The 19,969-nt window shown below is 61.6% G+C and carries 12 protein-coding genes; 8 read left to right on the forward strand and 4 right to left on the reverse strand.

Features of this window, described 5'->3' with window-relative positions:
* Positions 1-64: 64 nt before the first annotated feature.
* Together OIU37_RS24940 and OIU37_RS24945 are read left to right on the forward strand one after the other, a co-directional pair.
* Positions 65-1,975, forward strand: a complete 1,911-nt coding sequence (locus OIU37_RS24940) for a propionyl-CoA synthetase (protein WP_264258933.1) — start codon at positions 65-67, stop codon at positions 1,973-1,975.
* A gap of 154 nt (positions 1,976-2,129) precedes the next feature.
* Positions 2,130-3,065 (forward strand): flagellin, encoded by a 936-nt coding sequence (locus OIU37_RS24945; RefSeq protein ID WP_168309228.1) that lies wholly within the window; start codon positions 2,130-2,132, stop codon positions 3,063-3,065.
* Between the two features lie 78 nt (positions 3,066-3,143).
* On the opposite strand, the gene OIU37_RS24950 is transcribed toward OIU37_RS24945, so the two are convergent.
* Positions 3,144-3,848, reverse strand: coding sequence for a DUF1013 domain-containing protein (locus OIU37_RS24950; RefSeq protein WP_032984599.1), 705 nt, complete (start codon positions 3,846-3,848; stop codon positions 3,144-3,146).
* Between the two features lie 232 nt (positions 3,849-4,080).
* On the opposite strand from OIU37_RS24950, the gene acs reads away from it, so the two are divergent.
* Positions 4,081-6,036, forward strand: coding sequence for an acetate--CoA ligase (acs, locus tag OIU37_RS24955; RefSeq protein ID WP_180696624.1), 1,956 nt, complete (start codon positions 4,081-4,083; stop codon positions 6,034-6,036).
* 227 nt (positions 6,037-6,263) lie between these two features.
* On the opposite strand, the gene OIU37_RS24960 is transcribed toward acs, so the two are convergent.
* Positions 6,264-6,488, reverse strand: a complete 225-nt coding sequence (locus OIU37_RS24960; protein ID WP_065282598.1) for a DUF1674 domain-containing protein — start codon at positions 6,486-6,488, stop codon at positions 6,264-6,266.
* Positions 6,489-6,597: 109 nt separating this feature from the next.
* Between OIU37_RS24960 and htpX the strand changes: the two genes are divergently transcribed.
* The 4 genes from htpX to purH all read left to right on the forward strand — a co-directional run bounded on the left by htpX (position 6,598) and on the right by purH (position 12,555).
* Positions 6,598-7,560, forward strand: coding sequence for a zinc metalloprotease HtpX (gene htpX / locus OIU37_RS24965; protein ID WP_264258936.1), 963 nt, complete (start codon positions 6,598-6,600; stop codon positions 7,558-7,560).
* Positions 7,551-8,939: an RsmB/NOP family class I SAM-dependent RNA methyltransferase gene (locus tag OIU37_RS24970; protein ID WP_264258937.1), complete on the forward strand. Its 1,389-nt coding sequence runs from the start codon at positions 7,551-7,553 to the stop codon at positions 8,937-8,939. The genes htpX and OIU37_RS24970 overlap by 10 nt, the downstream gene beginning before the upstream one ends.
* A 218-nt stretch (positions 8,940-9,157) precedes the next feature.
* The gene (locus OIU37_RS24975; RefSeq protein ID WP_264258938.1) at positions 9,158-10,831 is read left to right on the forward strand and encodes a heparinase II/III family protein; all 1,674 of its coding nucleotides are present in this window, start codon (positions 9,158-9,160) and stop codon (positions 10,829-10,831) included.
* A 107-nt stretch (positions 10,832-10,938) separates the two neighbouring features.
* Positions 10,939-12,555, forward strand: a complete 1,617-nt coding sequence (gene purH, locus OIU37_RS24980) for a bifunctional phosphoribosylaminoimidazolecarboxamide formyltransferase/IMP cyclohydrolase (protein ID WP_264258939.1) — start codon at positions 10,939-10,941, stop codon at positions 12,553-12,555.
* A 33-nt stretch (positions 12,556-12,588) separates the two neighbouring features.
* On the opposite strand, the gene OIU37_RS24985 is transcribed toward purH, so the two are convergent.
* Entirely contained in the window at positions 12,589-13,977 is a 1,389-nt protein-coding gene (locus OIU37_RS24985; protein WP_264258940.1) for an MFS transporter, read from the reverse strand.
* Positions 13,978-14,004: 27 nt separating this feature from the next.
* A complete protein-coding gene (locus OIU37_RS24990) occupies positions 14,005-18,780 on the reverse strand; it encodes an NAD-glutamate dehydrogenase (protein ID WP_264258941.1) in 4,776 nt (1,591 codons plus the stop codon).
* Positions 18,781-19,056: 276 nt separating this feature from the next.
* On the opposite strand from OIU37_RS24990, the gene pdxY reads away from it, so the two are divergent.
* On the forward strand, positions 19,057-19,932 hold the full coding sequence (gene pdxY / locus OIU37_RS24995) for a pyridoxal kinase PdxY (RefSeq protein WP_062940004.1): 876 nt from the start codon (positions 19,057-19,059) through the stop codon (positions 19,930-19,932).
* Positions 19,933-19,969: the final 37 nt, after the last annotated feature.

Consider the following 19,969-nt stretch of genomic DNA (forward strand, 5'->3'; position numbering starts at 1 on the left):
GGTCGGGCTTCCTGTTCCCCTTAATGCCGCCTAGATTAGGTTTGCATGTCCTGGGGAGGAGCAGATGCAGAACGGCTATCATCAGGCCTATGCGGCCTGGAAGCGCGATCCCGAAGCCTTCTGGCGCGAAGCGGCCAGTGACATCGACTGGTTCAAGCCGGCGGAGCGGGTGTTCTCGCCGAATGACGGCGTCTATGGCCGTTGGTTCTCAGATGCCGAAACCAATACATGCCACAATTGCCTGGACCGGCATGTGGCTGCCGGCCGCGGCGGCGAGACAGCGGTCATCTTCGACAGCGCAATGAACGGCGAGAAGCGCCGTTTCACCTATGATGAGGTGCTTCGCGAGGTGATGGCCGTCGCATCAGCCTTGGTCGAGCGCGGCGTCGGCAAAGGCGATCGCGTCATCCTTTATATGCCGATGGTGCCGCAGGCGGTCTTTTCGATGCTCGCCTGCGCCCGCATCGGTGCGGTTCACTCCGTCGTTTTCGGCGGGTTTGCCGCCAGCGAACTTGCGGCGCGCATCGACGATTGCGGTGCGAAGCTGGTGATCACCGCGAGCTGCGGGCTCGAGCCTGGTCGCATCGTCGCCTACAAGCCACTGGTCGATCAGGCGATCGAGATTGCGCGTTCGAAGCCGGAGCGCTGTCTGGTGCTGCAGCGGCCGGAGCTTCGGGCAGATCTCGTCAGCGGTCGAGATCAGGATTTCGAGGTGGCGGTGGCGCAGCATCGTGGCGCTGAGATCGCCTGTGTCTCCGTCAAGGCGACCGATCCGCTCTACATCCTCTATACCTCGGGCACGACGGGCCAACCCAAGGGCGTCGTGCGCGACAATGGCGGCCATATGGTCGCGCTCAACTGGTCGATGCAGAATATCTACGGCTTGAAACCGGGCGAGGTCTTCTGGACGGCTTCGGATATCGGCTGGGTTGTCGGGCATTCCTATATCGTCTATGCCCCGCTGCTCGCCGGCGTAACCACTTTGATCTTCGAGGGAAAACCGGTCGGCACTCCGGATGCAGGCGCATTCTGGCGCATCGTTTCAGAATATCAGGTGCGGGTGCTCTTCACGGCGCCGACGGCATTCCGCGCCATCCGGCGGGAGGACGGTGACGGTGAACTGATGCACCAATATCCCATGCCGGATTTGCGCGCATTGTTTCTTGCCGGCGAAAGGGCGGATCCGGAGACGTTGAAATGGGCCGAGCGCATGCTCGGCATACCCGTCATCGATCATTGGTGGCAGACGGAAACCGGCTGGCCGATCGCCGCAAATCCCCTGGGCCTCGGCGCTCTTCCGGTCAAGCACGGTTCGCCGGCTCTGCCGATGCCCGGCTATGATATTGCGGTGCTCGACGATGCCGGTCATCCGATAGAGCCGGGAACGCTCGGCAATATCGTCGTGAAGCTGCCCCTGCCGCCCGGCTGCCTGCCGACCCTTTGGAACGCGGACGACCGTTTTCGCTCCGCCTATCTCGATGAGTTTCCCGGCTATTACAAGACGGCCGATGCCGGCTATGTCGATGAGGACGGCTATCTCTTCATCATGTCGCGCACCGACGACATCATCAATTGCGCCGGGCATCGGCTCTCGACAGGGGCGATGGAGGAGGTCTGTGCGCGTCATCCAGATGTCGCCGAATGCGCGGTCATCGGTGTGATCGATGTGCTGAAGGGTCAGGCGCCCTGCGGTTTCCTGGTGCTGAAGCGAAATGTTTTCCGTGATGCGACGGCAATCGAATCAGAGGTCGTATCGATGATTCGTGATTCGATCGGGCCTGTTGCCGCCTTCAAGACGGCCATCACCGTTAACCGGTTGCCGAAGACACGCTCCGGCAAAATCCTGCGTGGAACAATGCAGAAAATCGCCGACGGCATACCCTGGAAAATGCCTGCAACCATCGATGATCCAACGATTTTAGAGGAAATTGCCGAGGCGCTGCGCGGGCGCGGTTTAGGCTCCCTGCCGATGTGAATTAAACTTTCGGTAAGCCTAATTGAGGAATTGTTAACCATGTTGATGCAAGCATTTGTTAACGGCAATGGCTTGCATAGCAGGCTTTGCATGACGCGGTCGCCGTTACCGGCTTAGTCCGGATGCCCCTATCTCAACGATTGTGGAACGGATCATGACAAGCATCCTCACCAACAACGCTGCCATGGCAGCGCTGCAGACTTTGCGCGGCGTAAACGATAGCCTCAAGGACACCCAGGGTCGCGTTTCATCGGGTTATCGTGTCGAGAAGGCGGCTGACAATGCCGCTTACTGGTCGATTGCCACGACTATGCGTTCTGACAACAAGGCGCTTTCGGCCGTCTCCGACGCGCTCGGGCTTGGCGCGGCCAAGGTCGATACCGCTTATTCGGCCATGGATAGCGCGCTCGATGTCGTCAGCGAAATCAAGGCCAAGATCGTCGCCGCCACCGAAAAGGGCGTCGACAAGACGAAGATCCAGCAGGAACTCGACCAGTTTCAGGAGCAGCTGCTCAGCATCGCCCAGTCGGCGTCCTTCTCCGGCGAAAACTGGGTTGCCGGTGCCTCCGGCACGAAGAGCGTCGTTTCGTCCTTCGTGCGCGACGGCAGCAATGCCGTTTCGGTCAAGATGACGGACTACGTGCTCAATGCGGGCACGCTTGGAAACGTGCTTTTCGGCATGACCAGTACCGGTGCGATCGAGACGACCAGCGGTATCATCGGTACGGCCTTCAACGGAACCTATGGCGGTGCCGTCATCGTCATGCCTTCGATATATGCTCTCGACATCACCAATTTCACCCAGGGTCAGCTCGACGCAGCCCTGACCGGTATCGAACTGGTTCTCGGCGCAATGACCGCCGCCGGCTCGGCGCTCGGCTCGATCTCGACGCGTATCCAGCTGCAGGAAACGTTCGTCAGCGGCTTGCACGATTCGATCGACTCCGGCGTCGGCCGCCTGGTCGATGCCGATATGGAAGAGGAATCGAGCAAGCTCTCGGCGTTGCAGACGCAGCAGCAGCTCGCCATCCAGTCGCTCTCGATCGCCAATACCTCGGCGCAGAACATCCTCACCCTGTTCCGCAGCTAATCCGAAACAGGCCATCCGCAATAAAAAACCCCGCCGGTCAGCTCATACCGGCGGGGTTTTCATGAGATGACCGGTATCTCAGTACTGATCGTCGTCCTCGTCCTTCGGCGCCGAGCGCAGCGAGCTCAGCTTGCGGAAGACGGCGTCGGCGTCGATTTCCTTTTCCTTTTCCTCCTCGCGCTCGTAGCTCGGGGTCAGGCGCTCTGTGTCCTGGGCCGATTGCAGCGTTGCGCCGAGCTCGGCAGCGGTCGGCAGCGGACGGCCCTTGGAGGCCTTTTCCACTTCCATGTCGAGATCGATCTGGCTGCAGAGGCCGAGCGTGACCGGATCCATCGGCGCCAGGTTGGCGGAGTTCCAGTGGGTGCGCTCGCGGATCTGCTCGATCGTCGATTTCGTCGTGCCGACGAGGCGGGAAATCTGCGCGTCCTTCAGCTCCGGATGGTTGCGAACCAGCCAGAGAATGGCGTTCGGGCGGTCCTGACGCTTGGAAACCGGCGTATAGCGCGGACCGCGGCGCTTGGATTCCGGCACCCGCACCTTCGGTTCGGAAAGCTTCAGCTTGTGGTTCGGATTGGCCTCGGCGCGGGCAATCTCGTCGCGGGAAAGCTGTCCTGTCGAGATCGGGTCGAGGCCCTTGATGCCCTGCGCCGCTTCGCCGTCGGCGATCGCCTTGACTTCGAGCGGATGCAGTTTGCAGAACTGCGCGATCTGATCGAAAGACAGTGCCGTATTGTCGACGAGCCAAATGGCTGTCGCCTTCGGCATGAGCAGTGTTTGAGCCATGGATATAGTCCTTCTATCGTCCGCGCCGGTCGCGGTCCGTGGATTGTCACCACAATGTCCGGGAAATATGGCGCTATATAACCGCACTGTCGCAGAATTGCAATTCTTCCGAAATGAAATGACCTTTGTCTAATTGCCGTGGCGATGCGAACTGCTATGAATTGCCGTGATTTCAAGTCCGGGCCCTGCATAGCTCACCTGGCCCGTCGCATGTCCCATGAGGAGGAGTTGCATGTCGGAGAAGATTTATCCGGTCACGAAGCCGGTGAAGGCGCGCGCCCTGATCGATAAGGAAAAGTACCTGAAATGGTACGAGGAAAGCGTCGAGAACCCGGACAAGTTCTGGGGCAAGCACGGCAAGCGGATCGACTGGTTCAAGCCCTATACCAAGGTCAAGAACACTTCCTTTACCGGCAAGGTTTCGATCAAGTGGTTCGAGGACGGTCAGACAAACGTCTCCTACAACTGCATCGATCGTCATCTGAAAACGAATGGCGACCAGGTGGCGATCATCTGGGAAGGCGACAACCCCTATATCGACAAGAAGGTCACCTATAACGAGCTCTACGAGCATGTCTGCCGGATGGCGAACGTGTTGAAGAAGCACGGCGTCAAGAAGGGCGATCGCGTTACCATCTATATGCCGATGATCCCGGAAGCGGCCTATGCGATGCTTGCCTGCGCCCGCATCGGCGCGGTGCATTCGGTCGTCTTCGGCGGTTTCTCGCCCGAGGCGCTCGCCGGTCGCATCGTCGACTGCGAATCCACCTTCGTCATCACCTGCGACGAAGGTGTGCGCGGCGGCAAGCCGGTGCCGCTGAAGGACAATACCGATACGGCGATCCATATCGCCGCCCGCCAGCACGTCAATGTCAGCAAGGTGCTGGTCGTTCGCCGCACCGGCGGCAAGACCGGCTGGGCGCCCGGCCGCGACCTCTGGTATCACCAGGAGATCGCCACGGTGAAGGCGGAATGCCCGCCGGTGAAGATGAAGGCGGAAGATCCGCTCTTCATTCTTTATACGTCCGGCTCGACCGGCAAGCCGAAGGGCGTGCTGCACACGACGGGCGGTTATCTCGTCTATGCGGCGATGACGCATGAATATGTCTTCGATTATCACCACGGCGACGTCTACTGGTGTACGGCCGATGTAGGCTGGGTGACCGGCCACTCCTATATCGTCTATGGGCCGCTTGCGAACTGCGCGACGACGCTGATGTTCGAGGGCGTGCCGAATTTCCCGGACCAGGGCCGTTTCTGGGAAGTCATCGACAAGCACAAGGTCAACATCTTCTATACGGCGCCGACGGCGATCCGCTCGCTGATGGGTGCCGGCGACGACTTCGTCACCCGCTCCTCGCGCTCCTCGCTGCGCCTGCTCGGCACGGTCGGCGAGCCGATCAACCCGGAAGCCTGGGAATGGTATTACAATGTCGTCGGCGACAAGCGCTGCCCCGTCATCGATACCTGGTGGCAGACGGAAACCGGCGGCCATATGATCACGCCGCTGCCTGGCGCCACCGATCTGAAGCCCGGTTCGGCGACGGTGCCATTCTTCGGCATCAAGCCGCAGCTGGTCGACAATGAAGGCAAGGTGCTGGAGGGCGCGGCCGACGGCAATCTCTGCATCACCGACAGCTGGCCAGGGCAGATGCGCACGGTCTATGGCGATCACGAGCGCTTCATTCAGACCTATTTCTCCACCTACAAGGGCAAGTATTTCACCGGCGACGGCTGCCGGCGTGATGCGGACGGCTATTACTGGATCACCGGCCGCGTCGACGACGTTCTCAATGTCTCAGGCCACAGGCTCGGCACGGCGGAGGTGGAATCCGCTCTCGTGTCGCATAATCTGGTCTCGGAAGCAGCGGTCGTCGGCTATCCGCATCCGATCAAGGGTCAGGGCATCTATTGTTACGTGACGCTCATGGCGGGTCATGATGGGTCGGACACGCTTCGCCAGGAACTGGTGAAACATGTGCGGGCCGAAATCGGCCCGATCGCCGCACCCGACAAGATCCAGTTCGCGCCCGGCCTGCCGAAGACCCGCTCCGGCAAGATCATGCGCCGCATCCTGCGCAAAATCGCCGAAGACGATTTCGGTGCTCTCGGCGACACTTCGACGCTTGCCGATCCGGCCGTGGTCGACGATCTGATCGCCAACCGGCAAAACAAGGCGACCGCCTGATATGTCGAGCCGCTCCGGCCGCCCCATTTAGGGCTTCCAGGCGGCTCTTTTGTTTCCGCGTTTTCGATGCTTGTTTGCCGCGTCCATTCACGGGCGAAGGCCTGAAAGAAGATTGCCGGCGAGGTCACGCCCGCTAGATGCGGCTGAAATACCTGCCGGCCAGATGTCGTTAGCCGGAGTCTTAGCTCCATTCTGCTGCGGCCGAGGATGCCAACACAAATATTGGCTTAGAAATCGATCGCCCTGCCATTGATTTCGTAATCGCCGAAGCGCGCCGGCTCGGCTCCGCCGCGGCCGCCGATCTCCGGCGGCAGTTCCAGCGGCTTCTGGTTCTTTCGCCGCTCCTCGGCTTCGGCAAGGGCGCGCCGGGCAGCCGGGGACAGCATCTTGCGTGGCGGCTCCGATCCCTCAGCCGTCGGCGTTTCGCTGTTGTCATTATCGGCGTCCTGCATGGCCGTCTCCTGCCGGAATATTGAAAATGGCTGATGAATAACCAAATCATAATGCGCCGGTGCCGGGATTGAAAGCTTGCGACGCCGAAATTGGAGATGGAGATCCGCCATGAACCTCGTTCGCACTGCCATGTTGCTTGCCTTCATGACGGCGCTTTTCATGTTTGTCGGCTTCCTGATCGGCGGTCGGGCCGGCATGATGATTGCCTTCGTTATCGCCGCCGGCATGAATTTCTTCTCCTACTGGAATTCCGACCGCATGGTGCTTTCGGCCTATCGCGCCCAGGAGGTCGACGAGCGTAACGCGCCGGAATTCTTCCGGATCGTGCGCGATCTCGCCCATAATGCCGGCCTGCCGATGCCGAAGGTTTATCTTTACGACAGCCCGCAGCCGAATGCCTTTGCCACCGGCCGCAATCCCAACAATGCCGCCGTCGCCGCCTCGACCGGCCTGCTGAGCGCCTTGTCTGCCGAGGAGGTCGCAGGCGTGATGGCGCATGAACTGGCCCACATCCAGAACCGCGACACGCTGACGATGACGATCACGGCAACGCTTGCCGGTGCGATCTCCATGCTCGGCAACTTCGCCTTCTTCTTCGGCGGCAACCGTGAGAACAACAGCAATCCCCTCGGCTTCGTCGGCGTCATCGTCGCGATGATCGTGGCGCCGCTCGCCGCCATGCTGGTGCAGATGGCGATCAGCCGCACGCGCGAATATTCGGCCGACCGCCGCGGCGCCGAGATCTGCGGCAACCCGCTCTGGCTCGCTTCGGCGCTCGGCAAGATCGCCCGCGGCGCTGCCCACGTGCCGAACGAGGATGCTGAGCGCAATCCGGCGACGGCGCATATGTTCATCATCAATCCGCTCTCCGGCGAACGCATGGACAATCTGTTTTCCACCCATCCAAACACGGAAAACCGCATTGCTGCGCTGCAGGACATGGCGCAAAGCGGCATGAATGTCTCGACGTCGCCGGCGCGTGCTGCTAATCCGTCGCGCAAATCGCGCTCTGTTCCGAATACGGGTCTTGGTCGCGGTGGCTCGCAACCGCCAAAAGGTCCGTGGTCTTGAATTCAGACGGCACGAAGAAGCCATTCCGCAAGCATAAGCCCTCCACCGAGCGATCTGCTCCGGCAAAGCCCGGCCTGCAGGCCCGGGCCGCGGCGGCAAAAATTCTTGCCGCCGTCGTCGACCGCAAGCTGCCGCTCGACGGCGCTCTCGATCATGAACACGGCAATCCGGCCTATAGGGCGCTCGGCGAAAGCGACCGGGCGCTCGTCCGCGCCATCCTGAACACGACGCTGCGCCACCTGCCGCGCATCGATGCTGCGATTGCCGGGCTGCTGGATTCGCCGCTGCCGGAGGGGGCAAGGGCGCTGCATCACGTGCTCGCAATCGGGGCGTCGCAGATCCTCTATCTCGACGTGCCGGATCATTCGGCTGTCGATCTCGCCGTCGAGCAGGCCAATCAGGATCCGCGCAATCGCCGTTTCGCCAAGCTGGTCAATGCCATCCTCCGCCGTCTCGGCCGCGAGAAGGAGCAGGTGCTCGCCGAGATCGGCAAGGTCGCGCCGATGCCGGCCTGGTTCATCGCCAGGCTGGAAAAGGCCTATGGCCGGGACGCGGCGCTGGCAATTTCGGAATCCCAGCTCGAACCGGCGGCAATCGATCTGACCGTCAAGTCCGACGCCGAAGGCTGGGCGAAGCGGCTGAACGGCGTTGTTTTGCCCACAGGCGGCATTCGTCTCGCCGCCTTCGACGGCGGCATCCCCTCGCTCGAAGGCTTCGACGAGGGCGAGTGGTGGGTTCAGGATGCGGCGGCAAGCATTCCTGCGAAGCTTTTCGGCGATCTCTCGGGCAAGCGTGCCGCCGATCTCTGTGCTGCGCCCGGCGGCAAGACGGCGCAGCTCGTCCTTGCCGGCGGCGCAGTCACCGCGCTCGACCAGTCGGAAAACCGGCTGAGACGGCTGCGCTCGAATCTCGACCGGCTCGGCCTCAAAGCGGAGACAATTGCAGCCGATCTGACGACATTCGAGCCGACGGAGCGTTTCGATGCAATCCTGCTCGATGCGCCTTGCTCTTCCACCGGCACGACACGCCGGCACCCTGATGTGTTGTGGACCAAGGGAGCTGAGGATATCGCCAGGCTGGCGGCGCTGCAGGAACGGATGCTGCGTCATGCGCTGACATTGCTGAAGCCGGGCGGCACACTGGTTTTTTCGAATTGTTCGCTCGATCCTGTCGAGGGTGAGGACGTCGTCGCCCGTGTTCTTTCCGATACGGATGCGGTCGAGCGCGTTCCGATCGGCGCCGGTGACTGGCCGGGCCTTGAGACGGCGATCACGCCGCTCGGCGAATTCCGCACGCTTCCCACCATGCTGAAAATGCCTGACGGCATCGGCTCCGGCCTCGATGGCTTCTATGCGGCTGTGCTGCGGCGCCTGGCCTGATTGCAAGGCGTGAACGTTCGCGACGAGCGCGTACGATACGAGGTGCTTGATAGCCTCGTGTCACGCATGCCGTTCTCTCCAAAACCGCCCGCATGATTTCAGGTGAAACGCGTTAATTTGCGTATATTCGAACCTTGTCACAAATTAATTCATTGTGGGCGATGAAATCGGCCGCTTTTCACCTATTCTTAACCACGAGGGTCAATAGACAATAGAATATGCAGTCCGGTCGGCGTTTTGCGAGCATGTATGTTCGGGAGGCTTGGCGGCGCGCCTTGCGCCGCGTCGCGTTGCTGCGCCTGAAGCTCTTTCGCCATTCGATCAAAGTGCCGGAGCGTCTGATCGTCGCGCCGACCGATCTGCGCAGTATCGATCCGCATGTGGCCGACGAGATCCTCAACGGACGGTTTCTTCTGGCCGGGCGCATGCTGGAAACGAACGGAAAGTCGCCCTTCACCTTCACCTTGCCCTCACGCCCTTTCGCGATCCGTCTTCACAGCTTCGGCTGGCTGCGGCATATGCGGGCGAATAAGACGGAGCGTAGTTCGGCTGCGGCCCGTGCGATTGTCGACAGCTGGCTTTCCATCCATGCCGGTCGCATGGAGGGGATTGCCTGGGAGACCGATGTCACCGCCCAACGCGTCATCGCCTGGCTGTCGCATTCGCCGGTGGTGCTGCAGAACGCCGACCGAGGCTTCTATCGCCGCTTCATGAAGTCGCTGGCGTTCCAGGTGAGGTTCCTGCACCGCATGGCGCCGTTCACCCTCGGCGGCTTGGAGCTGTTTCGGCTGCGCATTGCGCTCGCCATGGCCTCCGTCGCTATGCCGGCGCGCGCCTCTACGCTCAGAAGGGCGGCGCAGGCACTCGACCGCGAGTTCGATAGCCAGATTCTATCAGATGGCGGCCATGTGTCGCGCAATCCGCGCGTCGGGCTGGAATTGCTGCTCGATCTGCTGCCGCTCCGGCAGACCTATGTCAATCTCGGCCATGACCTGCCGCAGAAGCTGATCTCCGGCATAGACCGGATGTATCCGGCATTGCGGTTCTTTCGCCATCAGGACGGGGACCTGGCGCTCTTCAACGGGGCGACTTCCACGCTCGCAAACGAGCTGATGTCCGTGCTGCGATATGACGAGACTGCCGGTCAGCCGTTCAAGGCTTTGCCGCATTCGCGCTATCAGCGGCTTTCCGGGGGAAAGACGGTGATCATTGTCGATACCGGCACGCCGCCTTCGGGAGGCGCGCTTCGCACCGTGCATGCCGGCAGCCTCTCCTTCGAGATGTCGTCCGGCCGTCATCGCTTCATCGTCAATTCCGGTTCGCCGAAATTTGCCGGGCATCGTTATGTCCAGATGGCGCGCACGACGGCGGCGCATTCGACCGTCATCCTCAACGACACCTCGTCCAGCCGTTTTTCGCCCTCGCCCTTCCTTAACCACGCAATCATCGAACCGGTGAGGACAATCACCGTCGAGCGTGCCGAAACCGAAGACGGACGCGACGGCATCAAGCTCAGCCACGACGGTTATCTCAGGGTGTTCGGGGTGCTGCACGAGCGTGAGCTGACACTCAATGCCGCAGGCTCGATCGTGACCGGCCACGACCGGCTCGTCGTCCGCGAAGGATATGAGAGTGACGAGCTCCTGAAGGCCGTCGCCCGTTTTCATATCCATCCTTCGATCGTCCTGCATCAGAGTGACGGTGAATCCGTGCTGCTGACGGCGCCGGACGGCGAAAGCTGGCTGTTTTCCGCGCCCGGCAATGAAGTGCTGATTGCCGAGGACATCTTCTTTGCCGACAGCTCGGGCATCTGCGGCTCGGACCAGATCGAAATCGATTTCGATCTTGCCGAGAAGACCGAAATCCGCTGGTTCCTATCCCGCAAAGGCTAGATCATGCGTTGATCCTGTTTGCGAGGCGGCAAAGCTGTGCTAACGCGGCGCCAGCATGCGAACATCCCTTGCGGATGTCCTCCCGAAGCCCGAACGGAGAAGGTTTCATGGCCGTCATTTCCAAGAAGATCCCCGCCCCCGACAAGGTCGAAATCAAGACCGCGCTCATCTCCGTCTTCGACAAGACCGGGATCGTCGACCTCGCCCACGCCTTGTCTGCCAGAGGTGTGCGCCTGCTTTCGACCGGCGGCACGTTTAAAGCGATCACCGCTGCCGGTCTTGCCGTCACCGATGTTTCCGAAATCACCGGTTTTCCGGAGATCATGGACGGGCGTGTGAAGACGCTGCATCCGACGGTGCATGGCGGCCTGCTGGCGATCCGTGACGACAGCGAACACCAGGACGCGATGAAACAGCACGGCATCGAGGGCATCGACCTCGCCGTCATCAACCTCTATCCCTTCGAGGAGGTGCGCGCAGCCGGCGGCGACTATCCGACAACCGTCGAGAATATCGACATCGGCGGTCCGGCGATGATCCGCGCATCGGCCAAGAACCATGCCTATGTGACGATCCTGACGGATCCGGCCGATTATGCCGAACTGCTGGAGCAGCTTTCCGCAGATGACGGCAAGACCGCCTATGCTTTCCGCCAGCGTATGGCCGCCAAGGCCTATGCCCGCACCGCCGCCTATGATGCAATGATCTCCAACTGGTTTGCCGAGGCGCTGTCGATCGACACGCCGCGCCACCGGGTCATCGGCGGTGCGCTGAAGGAAGAAATGCGCTACGGCGAAAACCCGCACCAGAAGGCCGCCTTCTATGTGACCGGCGAGAGGCGTCCGGGTGTTTCGACGGCCGCTCTTCTCCAGGGCAAGCAGCTCTCCTACAACAATATCAACGATACCGATGCGGCCTATGAGCTCGTCGCCGAGTTCCTGCCGGAGAAGGCGCCGGCCTGCGCGATCATCAAGCACGCCAATCCCTGCGGCGTCGCCACCGGATCGACCCTGGTCGAGGCCTATCGGCGGGCGCTCGCCTGCGATTCCGTTTCCGCCTTTGGCGGCATCATCGCGCTCAACCGGACGCTGGATGCCGAAACGGCCGAAGAGATCGTCAAGCTCTTCACCGAAGTCATCATCGCGCCGGATGTCACGGAGGAGGCGAAGGCGATCGTCGCCCGTAAGCCGAACCTGCGGCTGCTGTCCGCCGGCGGCCTGCCCGATCCGCGTGCCGCGGGCCTGACGGCGAAGACCGTTTCCGGCGGTCTGCTGGTCCAGAGCCGCGACAATGGTATGGTCGAGGATCTGGAACTCAAGGTCGTCACCAGGCGCGCGCCAACGGCGCAGGAGCTTGATGATATGAAGTTCGCCTTCAAGGTCGGCAAGCATGTAAAATCGAATGCCGTGGTTTATGCCAAGGACGGCCAGACGGCCGGTATCGGCGCCGGCCAGATGAGCCGGGTCGATTCCGCCCGCATTGCCGCGCTGAAGGCCGAAGAGGCGGCCAAGGCGCTCGGCCTCGCAGTGCCGATGACGCATGGCTCGGCAGTTGCCTCCGAAGCTTTTCTGCCTTTTGCCGACGGTCTTCTGTCGATGATCGCAGCAGGGGCGACGGCGGTTATTCAGCCGGGCGGCTCGATGCGCGACCAGGAAGTCATCGACGCCGCCAACGAACACGGCATCGCGATGGTCTTCACCGGCATGCGTCATTTCCGTCACTGAGAGGTTTGGGCAACCGGCCCGACGGGCCGGTTGTTATGCCCGATCGGCCGGATAGGGCGTGCGGATCAGGAGCACCAGTCCCCCGGCGAGGAACAGGATCAGCGTTGCCATTCCAAGCCGCGGCGATCCGCTGATATAGGTCATCAGCGAGAAGAGCAGCGTTGCCATGAAGCTGGTGGCGCGCCCCGAAAGCGCATAGATGCCGAAGTAGCGGCCGGCTTCCTCGATGTTGACGCTGCGGGCGAGATAGGAGCGTGACGAGGCCTGCACCGGCCCGAAGGCGAGCCCGATCAGCAGGCCATAGAGGATATAGGCCTTTTCTGCAGCCGTACCGAAGAGACCGCCGGAATCCGCCGCCGGCAGCGGCATCAGTCCGAACAGGGTGTAACCCGGTCCTGTCGAGATGATGCCGATGGTGGCGAGAAGCAGCATCGTCAGGCTGATAACGACGGTCACCTTCGAACCGACGCCCTTGTCGATGCGGCCGGCGATCAGGCAGCCGAAGATCGCAACGACATTCAGGATGATGCCGTAGATGCCGATCTCGATCGTCGCCCAGCCGAACATGCCGGCCGCGAAGATGCCGCCAAGGATCAGCAGGCCGTTGACGCCGTCCTGATAGACCATTCGGGCGATGAGGAATGCCAGGATGCCGCGGCGCTCTCTGAGTTCGCCAAGCGTGTTTTTGAGTTCCCGCAAGCCGGAGCGCACCGCGGTGCCGAAGGGAAGACCCTTGCCGACATCGGGCGTGAAGAAGAACATCGGCAGGATGAAGATCAGATACCAGACGGCCGAGATCGGCCCGGTGATGCGGGCATCCTGGCCGGTCTTCGGATCGAGACCGAACAGCGGATCAAGGCCCAGGATGGTCTTGCCGCTCTCGGGGCTCGCCGCCAAAAGCGTGACGACGGCAATGAGCACGATGATGCCACCGAGGTAGCCGAGCCCCCAGGCGGTGTTAGAGAGCCTGCCGACCTCGTGCTTGCCGACCAGGCGCGGCATCATCGAATCGTTGAAGACGATCGAAAACTCGGCCGAGATCGAGGCGAGGATCATGAAAATGACGGGATAGAGAACGGGTGAACCGGGTGCGGCGAACCACAGGCAGAAAAGGCTGGCGATCTTGATGATCGCGAAGAAGCCGATCCAGGGTTTGCGTGCGCCGGATTGGTCGGCGATCGAGCCGAGGACGGGTGAGAGCAGGGCGATGATCACCGAGGAGATCGTCGCCATGTTGCTCCACGTCGTCTGCGCGGAAACCGGGTCATCGGTCAGGCGGGAAACGAAATAAGGCCCGAAGATGAAGGTCGTGACCACGGTAAAGAAGGGCTGCGCTGCCCAATCGAAGAACATCCACCCCCAGATGCCCTTCTCCGTGGCCTTCGGCGGTTGCGTTCCTGTCCAGTCAATGCGATTCAACATCCGCTCCTTGTTTTGACGCGGACTGTCTCACCTCACCCGGTCGCGCGCAAGATCGGTCAGGATACCTGCAGCAACGGTAATACGCGCGAGATTGGGATCGCCGCCGTCGCTGAGGCTTGAAAGCTCCTCGAGGATACGGTTGATGCGGATACGATCCTGTGCATGCCAGGCTTGAACGGGAAGCTTTTCCTTGCCGTGATCGGAAAGGGCCGAGATGACGATGTCGCGCCTTGCGCTGGCGATCTGGTCGATGCTGCGGGCAAGCGCCAGATTCTCGTAATGGTCTGAGGTGAGGATCCGGCCGCCCGCCGCCAGCAGCCTGCCAATACGGAAGGTCTGCGACACGGCGATGTAGTTCTCGGCGGCGCGCACCAGGGGTTCGCCGGTGCGCTCGGCGATCTGCATGATCTCCGGCACCAGTGCGAAGATCGGGAGGCTGGCGATCTCGGCCGCGAGTTTTTCGGGCAGGCCCGCCTGGCTATACTCCGCCTGGCGCACGGCAACCTCGCTGGCCACCTGTCCGGCGAAGGCGGTTTTCAGCTTCTTCAGGGCTGCCTGCAGCCGGCTAATCACTTCCGCCATATCGGCCTTGGTCATGCCCGTTTTCAGCAGCAGGCGCGTTAGCACGACAAAGCTGTGGCTGATCTCCTCGTAGATGCGGTTCTGCATCTCGCCTGATATCTTGCCGTCCAGGGCGTCCGTCCCGGCCCAGAGGCTGGTCAGGTCGAAACCGTCTCTAGCGACGATTGCGGCGCGCACCACTTCCGGTGCCGAAGCCGCCGTTGCGTCCATCATGGCGACGGTGAAGCTCGGCCCGCCGCGGTTGATCGCCTCGTTGGCAAGCACGGTCGCGATGATTTCACGCTTCAGCCGGTGGCCGGCGATATCGCCGGCGTTCGACTTCTGCATCTTGACGGGGAAATAATTCGACAGCGTCGCGATGAAATAGGGATCGTCCGGCAGATCGCTTGCGGCGAGCGCATCGAAGAGCACGATCTTGGCATAGGACACCAGCACGCCGATTTCCGGCCGGGTCAGCGGCTTGCCGGCCGCATAGCGCTCCGCCAGGGTCTGGTCGTCCGGCAGCGTCTCGACCTTGCGATTCAGCTGCTTGGCGCCCTCCAGAACCGTCATGAAGCGCGCAAGTTCCAGGCCGTTTGCCGTACCCTTGCGTTCCGTCAGCGAGATCGCCAGCGACTGCAGGTAGTTGTTGCGCAGCACCAGGGTCGCGACTTCGCCGGTCATCGACGAAAGAAGCTGGTCGCGTTTTGCACGCGTCAGGCGCCCGTCATGCATCGCGGCCGCCAGCGCGATCTTGATATTGACCTCGACGTCCGAGGTGTTGACACCGGCCGAGTTGTCGATGGCGTCGGAATTGCAGCGCCCACCTTTCAGACCGTAGGCAATGCGGCCTTTCTGGGTAACGCCGAGGTTTGCGCCTTCGCCGATCACCTTGGCGCGCACCTCCACCGCGGTGATGCGGATCGGGTCGTTGGCGCGGTCGCCGACTTCGGCGTCGGTTTCGGACGGCGCTTTCACATAGGTGCCGATGCCGCCGAACCAGAGCAGGTCGACCGGGCTCTTCAGGATCGCCGTCATGATCTCGAACGGCGTGGCCACGGCCTTGTCGATGCCGATCGCGGCAACCGCTTCCGGCGTCAGCGTGACCGATTTCGCTGCGCGCGAAATGATCATTGCACCCTTCGACAGAACGCTCTTGTCAAAATCCTGCCAGCTTGAACGCGGCAGGTCGAAGAGCCGCTGGCGCTCAGTCAGCGTCTTTTCCATATCGGGGTCGGGATCGATGATGATGTCGCGGTGATCGAAGGCGGCAATGAGCCGGATCTTCGGAGACAGCAGCATGCCGTTGCCGAAAACGTCGCCCGACATGTCGCCGACGCCGGCGACGGTGAAGGGTGTCGTCTGGATGTCGATGTCCATTTCCCGGAAATGGCGTCTCGCGGTTTCCCAGGCGCCGCGGGCGGTGATGCCCATCTTCTTGTGGTCGTAACCGGCCGAGCCGCCGGAGGCAAAGGCGTCGTCCAGCCAGAAGCCGGCTTCCTGCGCCAGTGCATTGGCGGTGTCGGAAAAGGTCGCGGTGCCCTTGTCGGCGGCGACGACGAAATAGGGATCGTCACCGTCGAGCCTGACGGTATCCTTCGGCGGGACGATATCGGCACCCGCTATATTGTCGGTGATCGAAAGCAGTGTACGGATATAGGTCTTGTAAGCCTCGCGGCCGGCATTGAAGATCTCGTCGCGGCTGCCGCCGACGGGGAGTTTCTTCGGATAGAAGCCGCCCTTGGCGCCGACCGGCACGATCACTGCGTTCTTGACCTGCTGCGCCTTGACGAGGCCGAGCACCTCGGTGCGGTAATCCTCGGCGCGATCCGACCAGCGCAGGCCGCCGCGTGCCACTTTGCCGAAGCGCAGGTGCACGCCTTCCACCTCGACGCCATAGACGAACATCTCGCGGAAGGGTTTCGGCTGCGGCAACCCGTCGACCAGGTGTGGATCGAGCTTGAAGGCCAGCATCGGCTTCGGCGAACCATCCGGGTTCTTCTGGAAATAATTGGTGCGCAGCGTCGCATCGACGATGTTGACGTAGCGGCGCAGGATACGGTCGTCGTCGAGGCTCGGCACGTCGGCAAGCTCGGCCTCGATCGACTGGTGCAGTTCGGCAAGCTTCTTGACGCGGACCTTCTCCGAAAGCCTGGTGTCGAGCGTGTCATGGAAGAGACGAAAGATAGCGGCGGCGACACCGGGATATTTGTCGAGCGTCGTGGCGATATAATCCTGCGAATAGGCGATGCCGGCCTGGCGGAGATAACGCGCGTAGGCGCGTAGCACGTTCGCCTCGCGCGCCGAGAGCCCGGCCGAAAGGATCAGCCGGTTGAAGCTGTCATTGTCGATCGTGCCGGCGAAGGCGGCGACGAAGCCTTCCTCGAGGGCGGCGCCGTAACGCTGGAGATCGATTTCGCCGCCATTGCGGGCCTCGAGCTCCATGTCGTGCAGCACGACGAGTTTCTTTTCTCCATCGGCGGCCGGCACCCCGATGTCGAAAGTGCGTTCACTGACGACGTTGAAGCCGAGATTCTCGAGAAGCGGCACGCGGCGCGACAGCGCCAGCTGGCCGCCAGCGTGGAAAATCTTCAAGGAAAGGATGCGGCCCTGTTCTTCCTGACGATGGTAGAACTGGATGCGCAGCGGTTCGCCGGCGGCGCAGGCACCGATATCGGCGAGGTCGGCCACGGTTTCCTCCGGCGTGAAGGAATCCTGGAAGGCTTGGTCGACGGATATCTTCGGAGCTTTGGCCCCGGCCAGCGCCTCGAAACGGTCGTCCCAGCGGGCCGTGATTTCGCGGATCACCTGCTCGAGCTTTGCCTGCGGAATGCGTGGCGTCTTGCCGCCCGAGCGGCCGATGATGAAATGCACGCGCGCCACGCCGCCTTCCGGGAAAGCCGGGTAATAGGCGGAGACACGACCGTCGTAGACAGTCTTCAGATAGGTGCCGATCCGTTCGCGGACGATCGAGTCATACTCCTCGCGCGGCACGTAGACGATCACCGAGACAAAGCGGTCGAAATGGTCGATGCGCGGCAGGACGCGGACGCGCGGCCGATCGGCCAAGTCGTTGATCTGTTCGGCAAAACTTGCAAGCAGCGTCGTGTCGATCTGGAAAAGGTCGTCGCGCGGATAGGATTCCAGCGTGTTGTCGAGCATACGGCCGGAATGGCTCATCGGGTCGAAGCCGAAATGTTCCTTCACCTTCTCGATCTTGGAACGCAGCAGCGGGATTTCCGAGGCGAGCGAGGTATAGGCGGTCGAGGTGAAAAGGCCGACGATGCGCAGCTCGCCGGTGACGTTACCCTCAGCGTCGAAGCGCTTGACGCCGACATAATCCATATAGGCCCGGCGATGGACGATCGATTTCACATTCGCCTTGGTGACGATCAGGAAGTCGGGGCCGTCGAGGAAGGCGAGGATCTCAGGCGTTGTCGTTACGGCGTCCTTGCCGGTGCGCAGCACGAGAACATCGGGATTGGAGAGGATGCCGAGGCCTGCACCCTTGTCGCGTTCGACCCTGGCATCGGTCCCCTTGCCGGAATAGACATATTCCCGCATGCCGAGGAAGGTGAAATTCTCATCGCGCAGCCAGGTCAGGAAAGCGACGGCTTCGTCGCGATCGGCCTTCTTCCGGCTGGCGCCATTGGCCGCAAGCTCGGCGATCACTCCGTCGATCTTGGAAAGCATCGGCTTCCAGTCGGAAACCGACAGGCGGACCTGTTCGAGGACTTTTTCGATGCGTTTGACGAGATCGGCCGCCTGGGCGGAATTGAGGGGGGCAATATGAAGCTGGATATGGCTGACGCGGTTGGCCGGATCGCTCGGGTGATCGGCGGAATACATCGCCGGCGCCTTGCCCTTTTCCATGACCAGGATGGGATGCACGGCCATGAACAGGTCGCGATAGGTGCTCGTCACTTCGCCCATGACCGATTCAAACAGAAAAGGCATGTTCTGGTCGGTGACTGAAAGCACCGAGACGGCGATGCCATCAGGCGTCACATCGGCAATCGTGTCGATGCTGACGCGGCGCGCCTTGCCGTTCCAGGCAGCAAGCTCCTTTGCCGAATGCACGGCGGAGAGCGCTAGCATTTCCGGCGTATAGAGTTCGAGATCGTCATTGCTTGCCCGGCCGAAGAGAATTTCCGGATCGAGATGCGCCTCGCCTGTCGCCTTGGCGATCTTGCGCGCGCTTTCGATCTGCTTTTCCCGTTTCGGATTGTTTCTGGCAGCCATGGATCGCCTCCCTCAATGTCTGATTTTTTGCAAGCTAGCAGAAGATTCTTCGAAAAAATCTCTAAAAGAGAGGTCCGAAGGATTGTTTTGACGCTTTTTTGGCGCTGGAAAAGAGAAATTGTAAGAGATTTTCCGCTTTCTTCGCCAAGCGAAAGCGAAAGTCCCGTCTTCCGGTTTTTCGTTCCGCCGAACATTTCCACGCCCGCATGAAGAATGGTTGACAGCGTGGCGTCAAAAAGATCATCAAACGCGGTCATCATTCGGATCTTGGATATCATGTCGGAAAATGCAGCGGGCGCAGTCATCGTCATTTCCAGCCATGTGGTGCGGGGCTCGGTCGGAAACCGGGCAGCCGTCTTTGCGCTGGAGACGCTCGGTCATCCGGTCTGGGCCTTGCCGACCATCGTGCTGCCCTGGCATCCCGGCCACGGCCGCTCGACGCGGCTGACTTTTGCGGAAACGGATTTCGACGCGGCGATCGACGATCTGATCCGCGCGCCCTGGATCGGCGAAGTCAAGGCGGTGCTTTCGGGCTATTTCGGCAATGCCGCCCAGGCGCGCTCCGTCGCCCGGCTGATCGGCGCGCTGAGGCAAAACAATCCCGAGCTGCTCTATGTCTGCGATCCCGTCATGGGCGATCTCGGCGGCCTTTACGTGCCGGAAGCGACCGCTGAGGCCATTCGCGATCATCTCATTCCGCTCGCCTCGCTCGCGACGCCGAACCGCTACGAACTCGCATGGCTTTCGGGGGCAGCCCTCGAAGATAACAGTGCGATCATGGAGGCGGCGCTCGCGCTCGGACCATCGCGCATGCTCGTCACTTCGGCGGTGCCGATGATGGCGGGTGGCACCGGCAATCTCTATCTTTCCGGCCGTCACGCGCTTCTTGCGGAGCATCGCGTCGTCGACAACCCGCCGAATGGTCTCGGTGACCTCATCGCCGCCGTCTTCCTGTCGCGCCTGCTTTCCGGGATCGAGGACGAAAAGGCGCTGCAGCTTGCCACCGCCAGCGTCTTCGAGGTGCTTGCGCGTGCCGTCAAGCGCGGCAGCAACGAGTTGATGCTGGCAAGCGATGCTTCCAGCCTTTCGACGCCGATGGCCATGGTGCAGATGCGCCGGCTCGTGCACCCGGCGCAGCGGCGGAAAAAATGACGCATCTGCCAATATGCTCATTTTGCGGTGCAGCAGT

Origin of the sequence: Rhizobium sp. BT-226 (genome assembly GCF_025847085.2) — a bacterium.
Taxonomy (GTDB): Bacteria; Pseudomonadota; Alphaproteobacteria; order Rhizobiales; family Rhizobiaceae; genus Rhizobium; species Rhizobium sophorae.